A 12325-nucleotide genomic window follows, 5' to 3' on the forward strand; every position below is an offset into this window, starting at 1 on the left:
CGTGCGCCAAGCTGGTCATGGCCGGGTCAAGCGATTGGCTTAACCCCTATACCCTGCCCTTCAACGCGTCGCCGATTTCGTCGAGCACCTTGGGGTCCTCGATGGTGGCCGGCATGGTCCAGCTCTCGCCGTCGGCGATCTTCTTGATGGTGCCGCGCAGGATTTTTCCCGAGCGTGTCTTCGGCAATCGCCCGACCGTGATCGCGAGCTTGAAGGCAGCTACGGGCCCGAGCTTGTCGCGGACCAGCGCCACGATCTCCTTTTCGATCTCGGCAGGCGCGCGCGTCACGCCGGCTTTCAGCACCAGGAAACCGCAGGGCACTTCGCCCTTGATCGCGTCCTTGATCCCGAGCACCGCGCATTCGGCGACGTCGGGATGCGAGGCCAGGATTTCCTCCATGCCGCCGGTGGAGAGCCGGTGGCCGGCGACATTGATGATGTCGTCGGTGCGGCCCATCACCCAGACATAGCCGTCGTCATCCTTGTAGCCGGCGTCGGAGGTCTTGTAGTAGCCGGGAAACTCCGTGAGGTAGGCTTCCCTGAAACGCCCGTCCTGCTCCCACAATGTCGGCAGGCAGGCAGGCGGCATCGGCAGCTTGATCACGATCGAGCCCATGGTGCCCGCGGGCACCGGCCTGGATGCCTCGTCGACCACGTCGACCTGATAGCCCGGCATCGGCACCGTCGGCGAGCCGTGCTTGACCGGCAGCATGCCCAGCCCCACCGGGTTGCCGGCGATGCACCAGCCGGTTTCGGTCTGCCACCAGTGATCGATGACCGGTACCTTCAACTGCGCTTCCGCCCATTCTACCGTCGGCGGATCGGCACGTTCGCCGGCCAGGAACAGCGTGCGGAATTTCGACAGATCGTATTTGCGAATGAACGCGCCGTCCGGATCCTCCTTGCGGATGGCGCGGAAGGCGGTCGGCGCGGTGAACAGCGCGACGGCCTTATGCTCGGAGATGACGCGCCAGAACGCGCCGGCATCCGGTGTGCCGACCGGCTTGCCCTCATACATGATGGAAGTGGCGCCATGAATCAGCGGCCCGTAGACGATGTAGCTGTGGCCGACGACCCAGCCGATGTCGGAGCCGCACCACCAGACTTCGCCGGGCTTGACGCCGTAGAGGTTGAACATCGACCATTTCAGCGCGACCAGATGCCCGCCATTGTCGCGCACGACGCCCTTCGGGATTCCCGTGGTGCCTGACGTGTAGAGAATATAGAGCGGATCGGTCGCCAGCACCGGCGTGCACGGCGCGGCCTTGCCGGCTTGGAGCGCGGCGCCGCGGAGCGCTGCCCAGTCGTGATCGCGGCCGGCCGTGAGTTCGCAAGTCTGCTGCGGCCGTTGCAGGATGACGCAGGCCTGCGGCTTGACGCTTGAGAGCTTGATCGCCTCGTCGAGCAGCGGCTTGTACTGCACGATGCGGCCGGGCTCGATGCCGCAGCTCGCGGAAAAAATCAGTTTCGGCTTGGCGTCCTCGATGCGCGTCGCGAGCTCTTTCGCGGCAAAACCGCCGAACACCACCGAATGCACCGCGCCGATCCGCGCGCAGGCCAGCATCGCAAACACCGCTTCCGGCACCAGCGGCATATAGAGGATGACGCGGTCGCCCTTGGCGACGCCGGAATCGGCCATCACGGCGGCGAGCGTCTGCACCTCCTTGAGCATCTCGGCATAGGTGAATCTCGAGATCGTGTTGGTAAGCGGCGAATCGTGGATCAGCGCCACCTGATCGGCGCGTCCATCAGCGACATGGCGATCGAGCGCGTTGTAGCAGGTGTTGACCACGGCGCCCGCAAACCAGCGGCCATACGCGCCCATCGAGGGATCGAATATCTTTTTGGCCGGCTCGATCCAGTCGATCTCGCGCGCCGCCTCGGCCCAAAAGCCATCGGGGTCGCTGAGCGAGCGGGCGTGGACCTCGTGATAGCGGCTGTTGTTCTGAACGCTCATGGCGATTCTCCCGGTCGCCGCATACGCCGTCATGCCCGGGCTTGTCCCGGGCATCCACGTCTCCCCTCGAAGAAAGCAAGACGTGGATGGCCGGGACAAGCCCGGCCATGACGATGCGGGGGCGACATTACGCTTTATCCCTTTCCGCCATTGTCACGGGAAGCGGCGGGAGATCAAGCCGAGAATAGCTTGGCCGGTACGGCCAAACCTTCACTGCCGGGCGATCGTATTGAGCTTCTCCAGCCGCTCCTCCATCGCATGGCGGAGGTCGTAGCCGCGTTTGCCGAACGAGCTGTTGCGCTTTTCGATGAAGCTGCGCTGTTGCCGGGTCAGCGCCAGCGCCGCGCGATGGCTGTCGGATTCCGCGCTTGCGATCACTCGGAGAAACACGTCGTTGATGTTGCGGTCGAGTTGGGCGAGGCCCGGGTCGGCGCAGATCGCCTTTTCGACCTGACGCTTCGCGGTGGCGCAATTGAAGCTCGGCAGGTTCTTCTGGTACGACAGCGAACCCAGCCGTTCGATCTCCTGCGCAACGTCCTTGTGATTGGCGGCGGCGGTGCTGTCGGAGGGATTGAGGCGAACCGCTTCGGCATAGTCCTGCAGCGCACGGCCGCGGTCGCCCTTCTTGACCCAGGCCGCGCCGCGGTTGTTGTAGGCGCGCTGGAATTTTGGATCGAGTTTCAGCGCCGCGCCGTAGTCTGCAATCGCGCGATCGTAATCCTTCCTGGCCTGATACGCGTCGCCGCGGTTGGTCAGGAATTTCGCCTCGGGGCGGATCTTGATCGCCTCGTCGTAGTCGGCGATCGCGCGTGCGTAGTCGCCATTGCCGGCGAGGTCGAGGCCGCGATTATCGAAGAACTCCGGCTGCGTCGGATCGATCCGGATCGCCGTGGTAACATCCTCGATCGCCCGTTCCGTGTGGCCCAGCTTGCGGTAAGCCGCGGAACGGTTGCTGTAGGTCCGCGCGCGGTGCGGCTCGAGACGCAGCGCTTCATCGTAATCGGCAATCGCCTTCTGATACTCGCCCTTGAAATACCAGGCGGCGCCGCGGTCGGAAAACACCTGCGCAAAATCAGGCTTTAGCCGCAGCGCCTCGTTATAGTCCTCGATGGCGCGATCGTATTTCTTGGCGTTGTTGAAAGCATTGCCGCGGTTTGCGTAACCATTGGCATTGTCCGGCTCCAGCCGGATGGCTTGGTTCAGCGCCTCGAACGCGCCTTCCATCTTGCCGGTCTGGCGCAGGATTTCACCGCGGGCGCGGAAGGCGCGGGCGCGATTGGGATCGTTGGATATGACAATATCGATTTCGGCCAGGGCCTTGGCGGTTTGGCCGCTGTTATGCAGCGCGGCGGCGCGGGTAATTGTGGCATCAAGCCGGTCGCCCTCCGGCGTGGCCGGGTTGTCGATCAGCGCGGTACAAGCCTCGATCACCTTCGCGGGCTCGGCGGCCGAGAGCGCCGCGCAGGTGACCGGCGGTTCGGCGGCCGGCTGGGCCGGGGCGCCGAAGGAGGTCAGGATTGCAATGGTAAAGGCCGCGCTCGCGGCAAATCGCGAAACAAATGATCGCATAATCGGCTCTTCAAAATAAATGAAGTACGCGCGGTTATGCCGCGCCCGATCACTAGGTCGCCGCTGATCTTCCAAAGGTTCGAAGGCTCGGGGTATCTGTTGACCTGTATCCGCGCATAGCCTAGGGAGACCCCATGAAACGCGCGATGATCATTGTCACGCTTTGGTGGCTGGCCTTCTGACAGGGCGGCCGGACGTTTCATTGCATCTGGGGCCGCCGCAAGGGCGGCCTTTTGTTTTGATGATCCCCCATGCGGTGTTCCCCTCATCTCACGAGGACACCTCATGACCAGACCCGTTGTTCTGACAGGCGACCGCACCACGGGCCCGCTGCACATTGGCCACTACGCCGGATCGTTGCTCAACCGTCTGCGATTTCAGGACACCCACGAGCAGTTCCTGCTCCTGGCCGATACGCAAGCCCTGACCGACAATGCTCACAGCCCCGACAAGGTGCGGGTTGGTGTGATGGAGGTGGCGTTGGACTACCTTGCCGTCGGGATCGACCCGGACAAGACCACGATCTGCCTGCAATCCCACCTGCCCGCGCTGGCTGAGCTGTCGATGCTCTATTTGAACTTCGTGACCGTCGCCCGATTGGAGCGTAACCCCACGATCAAGGACGAGATCCGCGGCCGCGGCTTCGGGCGCGACATCCCGGCAGGCTTCCTGTGCTATCCTGCGGCGCAGGCGGCGGACATTACCGCGTTCAAGGCAACCGTCGTGCCGGTGGGCGAGGATCAGGCGCCGCTGATTGAACAGACCAACGAGATCGTGCGCCGTATCAACACCACCGCCAGACGCGCCATCCTGCCGGAAGCGCAGGCTGTCATTCCGCAGGTGGGGCGGCTGCCGGGCGTCGACGGGAAAGCGAAAATGTCAAAATCCGGCGGCAACGCCATCGCCCTTTCGGCCTCGCCGGACGAGATCGCGGCGGCCGTGAAGGCGATGTTCACCGACCCCAATCATCTACGGGTCGAAGATCCCGGACGAGTGGAAGGCAATGTCGTCTTCACCTATCTGGATGCTTTCGACGAGGACCGCACCACGCTGGAAGAGCTGAAGGCGCAGTATCGGCGGGGAGGAGTAGGCGACAGCAGGATCAAGCACCGCCTCGACGACATCCTGCAGGCGCTGATTGGGCCGACGCGAGAACGTAGGACGCAACTGGCCAAAGATCCGGCCTATGTGCTCGACGTGATTCGCCGCGGTACGGAAAAGGCGCGGAGCCGGACCGAGGCAACGAAGCGGGAAGTTGTCGAAGGCCTTGGACTGTTCATGTTGCAACCTAGTATCCATCGATTCCGTTGATCTGTTGCAGGCGGTCGCGCATCGCCTTTTTCAGATCGTAGCCGGGCCGGCCATATTCCGCATTGCGGCGGGAGATGTATTCCGTCTGCTCTCGCCGCAGCTTGCGCGCCTGCTGCGGGGTCATCTTCTCTGCAGCCGCCCTGACATACGACCCTTGGACCTCGCGATCGAGATCGGCGAGTTCGGGATTGGCGCAGATCGCCTTTTCCACTTTGCGGCGGGCGGTGGCGCAATTGAAGCTCGGCTTGCCGGCGACCGCCTTCAGCGCGCCCAACCGCTCCAGCTCCAGCGCCATGGATCTGTGGTTGGCTCTGGCCGCAACGTGGTCCGGGTTCAGCTTGATCGCCGCAGCAAAATCGGCCACCGCCTTCGGCAGGTCGCCCTTCTTGCGCCAGAGTTCGCCGCGCGCGTTGTGGATATCGGCGAGTGAGGGATCGAGCCGCAGCACGCCGTCATAGTCGGCGATGGTGCGGTCGATCATGTCCTTGCGCTCATAGGCGGCGCCACGCGCGATCAGCGCCTTGATACGGTCGGCCTTTTCGGTCTTTGCGTTGTCGATCAGCGCGCCGCAAGCCGCGACCGTCTTGTCGTCGTCACGCGTGAGGGCGGCGGCCAGGCAGAGCGCGGGATCGACGCGCAAATCCTTGGCCGGTTCGACACTGGTCGCCGATACGCCCTGCGTAAACGCGATCCATAGCGAGGAAGCCGTAACCAGCCTGCGGATGTTGGAATGGAATCGCATCAATTGATCCGGGAAGCCTTGTGTCCGGGAAGTCTTGTATCCGGGAAGTTTTGGATTAGCGCGCGATCCTAGCAAGCCGCGCGCTTTTTCGACAACTGGCGCGTGCGCGTATCCGGTTTCGTACGGGGACAGATTCTGGCCGAAACGTGACACGCGCGAAAACATCGTCGTCCGCACGCGAACGGACATGTTTGGTCACGAAATTTGTCTTGAACCTTCTGCAGGCCGCACAGACTCAACATCCATGACCACATTGACCGACTTCAATCCGCCGCGCGCCATTGCGCAATCCCAATCAGGTTACTTCTATTTCTACATGGCGCTGGCCTGCACGGCCGTCGCCTTTCTCGGTTTTGCCCCGACCTACTGGCTGCCGCTGGCCAATCGCTCGTTTTCGGCTTCCCCGGTCGTCCATTTTCACGGGCTGCTGTTCTTCGCCTGGTCGCTCTACTTCGCATTCCAGAGCTGGCTCGCCGCGTCCGGGAGGGTCGCCCGGCACCGCACCATCGGAATGATCGGCGTCTCGCTGGCGACCGCGATGACGATCTTCGGCTTCCTGGTGTCTGTCAATGCGATGAAGCGCTCCGCCGCGGCGGGATTGACCGACGACGGAATCGCATTCGCGATTGTTCCGCTAAGCGGAATTCTGTTCTTCGCCGTGGTGTTCGCGCTGGCCATTGCCGCCATCCGCAAGCCCGAGACGCACAAGCGGCTGATGCTGCTGGCGGGCATCTCGCTGCTGGACGCCGCGGTCGCGCGCTGGTTTCTCACCTTCCTGGCACCTCCCGGGCCGCTTGGTCCGCCGCCGGTGCCAGTGACCATCCCGCCGGCCATCATCGCCTATCTGTTGCTGGTGGTCGCCATGGTGTTCGACTGGCGCACGCGCGGCCGGCCGCATCCGGTCTATGTCTATGGCGGCATTGCACTGATCGCCGTCAAGCTGCTGAACTGGCCGGTCAGTGTCACGCCGCTGTGGCATTCCTTCGCCGGCGGCATATTGGCGATGGCGCAATAGACTTGCCGGTTTTGGTGCTAGATTGATGGCGACATCGATCTCGACCGGCAGGAATCCCAGATTTGCTAGCATTCGAATGGATTATCGGTCTGCTGCTTGGCGCGGTGGCGCTGTCCGCGCTGGCGCGGCGGCTCAACGTGCCCTATCCGACATTTCTTGCAATCGGCGGCATGTTGCTGGCATTCGTGCCCGGGAGTCCGTCGTGGACGTTGGAGCCTGAGCTGGCGCTGGCGCTGTTCGTCGCGCCGGTGCTGCTGGACGCGGCTTTCGATACTTCACTACGCGACCTCCGGAACAACTGGCTGCCGGTCTCGACGCTGGTGCTGGTCGCGGTCGGGGTCACGACCGCGGCCGTCGCTGTCGTCGCGCACTGGCTTCGCCCGGACATGCCATGGGCGGTCGCGATCGCGCTCGGCGCCATCGTGGCACCGCCCGACGCCGCGGCGGCCACCGCGATCCTGCGCCAGGTCAACCTACCCTACCGCATCCAGAAGATCCTCGAGGGCGAAAGCCTGCTCAACGATGCCAGCGCACTCCTGATCTACCGCGTCGCGGTCGGCCTGGTTGCCGCCGAGCACATGAAGGTGCACGAGTTCGTGCCATCCGTTGCGCTGGCGCTGTTCGGGAGCCTCATTGCCGGCTTCCTGTTCGCGCGGGTCTGGACGAAGATCACGCGCCGCATCACCGAGGCGCCGAGCGCAATCATCACGCAATTCGCCGGCACGTTCATGGTGTGGATCGTCGCCGAGCATATCGGGCTGTCCGGCATTCTCACCATCGTCGCCTATGCAATCACGATCGCCCGCACCGCGCCCGAGCGCACCCCGGCGCGGCTGCGCGTGGCCTCCTATGCGGTGTGGGAAACCGTCGTGTTCGTGCTCAACGTGCTGGCGTTCATTCTGATCGGCATGCAGCTCAATCCGATCTGGTCCGGGCTCGACGACGAGGTGCGGTTCAAATATTGCAGCTTTGCCGCCGCGATCCTCGGCGTCGTGATCCTCGCCCGCATCGCCTGGGTGATGCCATATGGCGCCTTGCTGCGCGCCTTGAACGCACACGGCCTGCTTCCTCCGCATGTGTCTCCCGCGGTACCGACAGTGGAACGCGGCATCATCGTGTCCTGGTGCGGGATGCGCGGCATCGTTACGCTGGCAGCCGCCTTTGCGCTGCCCGAGAGCTTCCCGTATCGCGATCTCATCCTGCTGACGGCCTTTGCCGTGGTGCTGGGGACGCTCGTGATCCAGGGCCTGACGCTGCGGCCGGTGATCCTCGCGCTGAAACTCGAGAAGGACGATCCGGTCGCGCGCGAGGCCGCTCAAGCCCGCTGCATCGCCTATCGCGCCGCGCTCGAAGCGATCGAATCCGATCCGTCCGAGGAGGCCGAGATCCTGCGGCTCGAATACCGCGCCGTGTTGTTGCGCGCCGAAACCGAACCCGAAATCGGTATCGCGACCAGCGAGCTACCGGCCGATCCGCTGCGCCGCCGCGCCATCGGTGCGGCACGAGAGGCGCTGTTGAGGATGCGCCAGCTCGAGGAAATCAGCGACGACGCCTTCCACCAGGTGGAAGAAGAGCTCGACCGCGCCGAATTGAGCGCACAGGCATAACGTAGCGCGTCACGCGCCCGACTTGCTCGTGATACCGCCATCGACCACGAGCTCGATCCCGGTGACGTATTTCGATTCATCGGACGCCAAAAACAGCGCGGCATTGGCGACGTCCCAGGCGTCGCCCATGTGCCCCATCGGCACCTGCGCGTCGCGCGCCCGCCACATCGCCTCGACATCTCCAGCTGAATAACTGGCCGCAAGCCCGGCGGAATGCTCGACCATCGGCGTCTTCATCAGGCCCGGCAGGATGCAGTTCACCCGAACATGATCGCGCGCGAACTGCACGGCGGTGGTGCGCGTCATCTGGTTCATCGCCGCCTTTGAGGCGCCATAGGTGACGTAGGAAATGCCGAGATGGCGGATCGAGGCGATCGACGAAATATTGATGATCGAGCCGCCACCCTGCTTCTGCATCACGGGGATGACGTGCTTCATGGCGAAATAGGCGCTCTTGAGATTGACCGCGAAGACGTGATCCCAGCTGGCCTCGTCCACCTCGACGACATTTCCCATTTCGGCGATGCCGACATTGTTGTCGAGCACGTCGATGCGGCCATAGGTCTTGCGGCACGCTGAAACCATCGCCTCGACCTCGGCTTCACGCGAGACGTCGGCGGTGAAAGCCGCCGCCTTGCCGCCCTCGCCGGTGATGATCTCGGCGGTCTCCTTTGCCGCGGCCGCGTTGCGATCGACGCAAAGCACCTGCGCGCCCTCGCGCGCGAAGGTGACAGCGGTCGCCTTGCCATTGCCCCAGCCGGGACCGATCGAGCCTGCGCCTACCACCATCGCCGTCTTGCCCTTGAGCCGTTCCATCGACTTCTTCTCCCTGTGAATTTCTCATTTTCTTGTAGCCCGGGTGAAGCGAAGCGCAACCCGGGATTCTTGTTTGACAGTTTCCCCGGATTTCGCTTCGCTCCATCCGGGCTACGGATTGGCGGCGCCTCAGGTCAAGCCGTCCAATAAGCCAAAAGATGCCCCCGGCATACGCCTACAAGGCCCTTGCCACGGTTACCCAAATTGGACTGAATGCGCCCGCGAAAGACCCGGGGGACACCGGGTCTGGGAGTTAACGGGTCCCCGGGGAAAGAATGGCAGAAGACAAGACAACGCCGCCCAATGACGAGGTCGTTGCGGTTTCGGACGAAGCGCGGCACAAGGCAGAAGCCTTCATCGAGGCGGAGGAAGGCGCGGCTAACCGCCTGATGGGATGGTGGGGACGAATCTCGACCACGATTGCCGTGGTCATGAGCCTGTTTCACCTCTACGCGGCCTACGCCATCGTTCCGACCCAGGAACTTCGCTACACCCACGTCGCCTTTACGCTGGTCCTGAGCTTCCTGCTGTTTCCGCTGGCGACACGCTTTCGCAACCGCGTGCGCTGGTGGGACGTCGTCCCCGGAATAGTCGCGGTCGCGACCATCGTCTATGCGCTGTGGGGCGGCGAGGATTTCACCGACCGTGCCACCACGCCCGACCGCTGGGACGTGATCATCGGCATCGTCTTCATCGTGCTGCTGCTGGAGGCGACGCGGCGCACCACCGGTGCGATCATGCCCGTGGTGTCGGTGCTGTTCATCGCCTATGCGATGCTCGGTCCGTATCTGCCGGCGCCCTGGACCCATCGCGGCTACGACCTGGCCCGCCTGGTCGGTCACCTCTTCATTACGCTGGAGGGCATTTTCGGCGTTGCGGTCGACGTGTCGGCGACGCTGATCATCCTGTTCACCATCTATGGCGCATTCCTGCAGCATTCCGGCGCCGGCAAGTTCTTCATCGATTTCTCGCTTGCCCTGATGGGCGGAAAGCCCAACAGCGCCGGGCGCACCGTCGTGCTGTCGTCGTTCCTGCTCGGCGGCCCCTCCGGATCCGGCGTCGCCACGACGGTCATGATCGGCACCGTAGCCTATCCGATGATGGCCAAGGCGGGCTTCGAGAAAAACGCCGCGGGTGGATTGCTGGCCGCCGGCGGACTGGGCGCGATCCTGTCGCCGCCGGTGCTGGGCGCAGCCGCGTTCCTGATCGCCGAGTTTCTCAAGATCAGCTATCTCGACGTGATCTGGATGGCGACCATCCCGACCTGTCTCTACTACATGTCGCTGCTGTTCATGGTCGAACTGGACGCCAAGAAATTCCACGCCAAGAACGTGAGTTTCACGCCCGAGATGTCGCTCGGCCAGATGACCAGGCGGTACGGCTTCCACTTCATCTCGCTGCTTGCCGTGGTCGTGTTCATGATCATCGGCTACTCGCCATCGCTGTCGGTGTTCTACGCCATCGTCGTTACGTTCGCGCTGAGCTTCCTGCGCAGGGAAACCGCGCTGGTGCCGACCAAGCTGGTGAAGGCGCTGGCCGACGGCTCGATCGGCGCGCTCAATGCCGCGACCACCTGCGCCTGCGCCGGCATCGTCGTCGGCATCGTGACGCTGACCGGTCTCGGCCTCAAATTCTCGTCGATTGTCATCGCCTATGCCGGCGGCAGCCTCTTGCTGACCGCGATCTACACCGCGCTGATCGTCTGGATCATCGGCCTCGCCGTGCCGGTGACCGCGTCCTACATCATCTGCGCGGTCATCGCGGCGCCCGCGCTGATCAAGCTCGGCGTGCCCGATTACGCCGCGCACATGTTCATCTTCTACTATGCCGTCTTGTCCGAGGTTTCGCCGCCGACGGCGCTCTCGCCGTTCGCTGCGGCCGCTATCACCGGCGGCGATCCCTACAGGACTACCCTGCAGTCCTGGAAATACACGCTGCCGGCCTTCCTGGTGCCGTTCGTATTTGTGCTCGACCCGCAGGGCGCAGGGCTGCTGATGTCGATTCCCAAGGGCGGTTCGTGGCTCGATATTCTCGAAATCACGATCAAGACGAGCCTGGGCCTGCTGGCGCTGGCCGCATTTGCCCAGAACTGGGCGCTGCGACAAAATACAGCGGTCGAGCGCGGCCTGCTTCTGCTATCCGGATTGCTGCTGGTGTTCCCGAGCCTGATTGAGGCAATCGTCGAATGGATCACCGGACGCGATATCAGCTACACCTATGTGCCGGGCCTGATCATCGGTTTCGGCGTATTGCTGTGGCAGGCCAGAACGCGGTCGCCAGAACGACCCGCGCTCACAACATAGAGAAGCGATTGAGGAGACAAAAATGAAAAAGACCACAGCGATACTGGCGATGGCTCTGGGGTTCGCCTTCGCGGGCGCAGCCCATGCCCAGCAGAAGACCATGTCGATCGGAACCGGCGGCACCGGCGGCGTCTACTATCCGCTCGGCGGGGCCGTCGCCAACGTGCTCTCGAAGAACCTTCCCAACGTGCAGGCCACTGCCGAGGTCACCGGCGGCTCGGTCGACAATCTCAAGCTGATCGGCGCCGGCAAGAGCGAATTGGCCTTCACGATGGCCGATGCCGCGCTCGACGCGTTGAAGGGCGAGGACAAGTTCAAGAGCGGCAAGGTGCCGTTGCAGGCGCTGCTCGTGGTCTACCCGAACCGCATGCATGTGGTGACGGTCGAAGGCACGGGCATCAACACCATGGCGGATCTGAAGGGCAAGCGCGTTTCGACGGGGTCACCCGGCAGCGCCACCGAAGTGATGGCGTTCCGCGTCATCGAGGCCGCGGGTCTCGACAAGGACAAGGATATGAAGCGCGAGCGGCTCGGCGTTTCGGAATCCGTCAACGCGGTCAAGGACCGCAAGATCGATGCCTTCTTCTGGGTCGGCGGCATCCCGACCGCCGCGGTCACCGATCTCGCGGCGACGCCCGGCCTGAAGATAAAGCTGATCGACCATGGCGACTTGGCCGAGAAGATGAACGCCAAATACGGCAAGCTCTATACTTCCAGCAAGATCAAGGCAGGTTCGTATCCGGGCTACGACAAGGACAATTCCATCACCGACGTCTGGAACCTGATCGTCACCGGCGACAAGATGAGCAACGAGGACGCCTACACCATCGTCAAGACGCTGGTGGAGAAGAAGGCCGACATTGTTGCCGTGCACAAGGAAGCCGAGAGTTTTACGCTCGACAACCAGGTGCAGGAGCGTTCACCGATCCCATTCCATCCCGGCGCACTGAAATACTTCAAGGAAAAGGGTATCGGCGGCTAGGTTTAACCATCCGGACGACGCGA

General features: G+C 63.3%; 9 protein-coding genes. 5 read left to right on the plus strand and 4 right to left on the minus strand.

All coding sequences use genetic code 11. The features are described from left to right. Positions 1-46 precede the first annotated feature (46 nt). Positions 47-1957, minus strand: coding sequence for a propionyl-CoA synthetase (locus KIP88_RS18330; protein WP_214489341.1), 1911 nt, complete (start codon positions 1955-1957; stop codon positions 47-49). A gap of 210 nt (positions 1958-2167) precedes the next feature. Continuing rightward, complete coding sequence (locus KIP88_RS18335; RefSeq protein WP_214489342.1) at positions 2168-3526, minus strand: tetratricopeptide repeat protein; 1359 nt, start codon at positions 3524-3526, stop codon at positions 2168-2170. Between the two features lie 285 nt (positions 3527-3811). Here KIP88_RS18335 and trpS point away from each other — a divergent pair, with 285 nt between their 5' ends. Continuing rightward, positions 3812-4837 (plus strand): tryptophan--tRNA ligase, encoded by a 1026-nt coding sequence (gene trpS / locus KIP88_RS18340; protein ID WP_214489395.1) that lies wholly within the window; start codon positions 3812-3814, stop codon positions 4835-4837. On the opposite strand, the gene KIP88_RS18345 is transcribed toward trpS, so the two are convergent. After that, complete coding sequence (locus KIP88_RS18345; RefSeq protein WP_214489343.1) at positions 4815-5579, minus strand: tetratricopeptide repeat protein; 765 nt, start codon at positions 5577-5579, stop codon at positions 4815-4817. The genes trpS and KIP88_RS18345 overlap by 23 nt on opposite strands. Positions 5580-5823: 244 nt before the next feature. Here KIP88_RS18345 and KIP88_RS18350 point away from each other — a divergent pair, with 244 nt between their 5' ends. Both KIP88_RS18350 and KIP88_RS18355 read left to right on the plus strand, forming a co-directional pair. After that, positions 5824-6594, plus strand: coding sequence for a hypothetical protein (locus tag KIP88_RS18350; RefSeq protein ID WP_214489344.1), 771 nt, complete (start codon positions 5824-5826; stop codon positions 6592-6594). A gap of 62 nt (positions 6595-6656) precedes the next feature. Further along, positions 6657-8201, plus strand: coding sequence for a sodium:proton antiporter (locus KIP88_RS18355; RefSeq protein ID WP_214489345.1), 1545 nt, complete (start codon positions 6657-6659; stop codon positions 8199-8201). A 9-nt stretch (positions 8202-8210) separates the two neighbouring features. Here the strand turns inward: KIP88_RS18355 and KIP88_RS18360 are convergent, their stop codons facing one another. Then, positions 8211-9017, minus strand: coding sequence for an SDR family NAD(P)-dependent oxidoreductase (locus KIP88_RS18360; protein ID WP_214489346.1), 807 nt, complete (start codon positions 9015-9017; stop codon positions 8211-8213). 275 nt (positions 9018-9292) lie between these two features. On the opposite strand from KIP88_RS18360, the gene KIP88_RS18365 reads away from it, so the two are divergent. Next, complete coding sequence (locus KIP88_RS18365) at positions 9293-11320, plus strand: TRAP transporter fused permease subunit (protein ID WP_214489347.1); 2028 nt, start codon at positions 9293-9295, stop codon at positions 11318-11320. Between the two features lie 22 nt (positions 11321-11342). Further along, on the plus strand, positions 11343-12302 hold the full coding sequence (locus KIP88_RS18370) for a TAXI family TRAP transporter solute-binding subunit (protein ID WP_214489348.1): 960 nt from the start codon (positions 11343-11345) through the stop codon (positions 12300-12302). Positions 12303-12325 lie beyond the last annotated feature (23 nt).

It is taken from the genome of Bradyrhizobium sp. SRL28, from assembly GCF_018596315.1.
Lineage (GTDB): Bacteria > Pseudomonadota > Alphaproteobacteria > Rhizobiales > Xanthobacteraceae > Bradyrhizobium.

What these genes read in the sequence shown, in the direction of transcription:
- trpS (WP_214489395.1), top strand. Translation starts at nt 3,812, where the DNA reads ATGACCAGACCCGTTGTTCTGACAGGCGACCGCACCACGGGCCCGCTG.
- KIP88_RS18350 (WP_214489344.1), top strand. Translation starts at nt 5,824, where the DNA reads ATGACCACATTGACCGACTTCAATCCGCCGCGCGCCATTGCGCAATCC.
- KIP88_RS18365 (WP_214489347.1), top strand. Translation starts at nt 9,293, where the DNA reads ATGGCAGAAGACAAGACAACGCCGCCCAATGACGAGGTCGTTGCGGTT.
- KIP88_RS18345 (WP_214489343.1), bottom strand. Translation starts at nt 5,579, where the DNA reads ATGCGATTCCATTCCAACATCCGCAGGCTGGTTACGGCTTCCTCGCTA.
- KIP88_RS18360 (WP_214489346.1), bottom strand. Translation starts at nt 9,017, where the DNA reads ATGGAACGGCTCAAGGGCAAGACGGCGATGGTGGTAGGCGCAGGCTCG.
- KIP88_RS18330 (WP_214489341.1), bottom strand. Translation starts at nt 1,957, where the DNA reads ATGAGCGTTCAGAACAACAGCCGCTATCACGAGGTCCACGCCCGCTCG.
- KIP88_RS18370 (WP_214489348.1), top strand. Translation starts at nt 11,343, where the DNA reads ATGAAAAAGACCACAGCGATACTGGCGATGGCTCTGGGGTTCGCCTTC.
- KIP88_RS18335 (WP_214489342.1), bottom strand. Translation starts at nt 3,526, where the DNA reads ATGCGATCATTTGTTTCGCGATTTGCCGCGAGCGCGGCCTTTACCATT.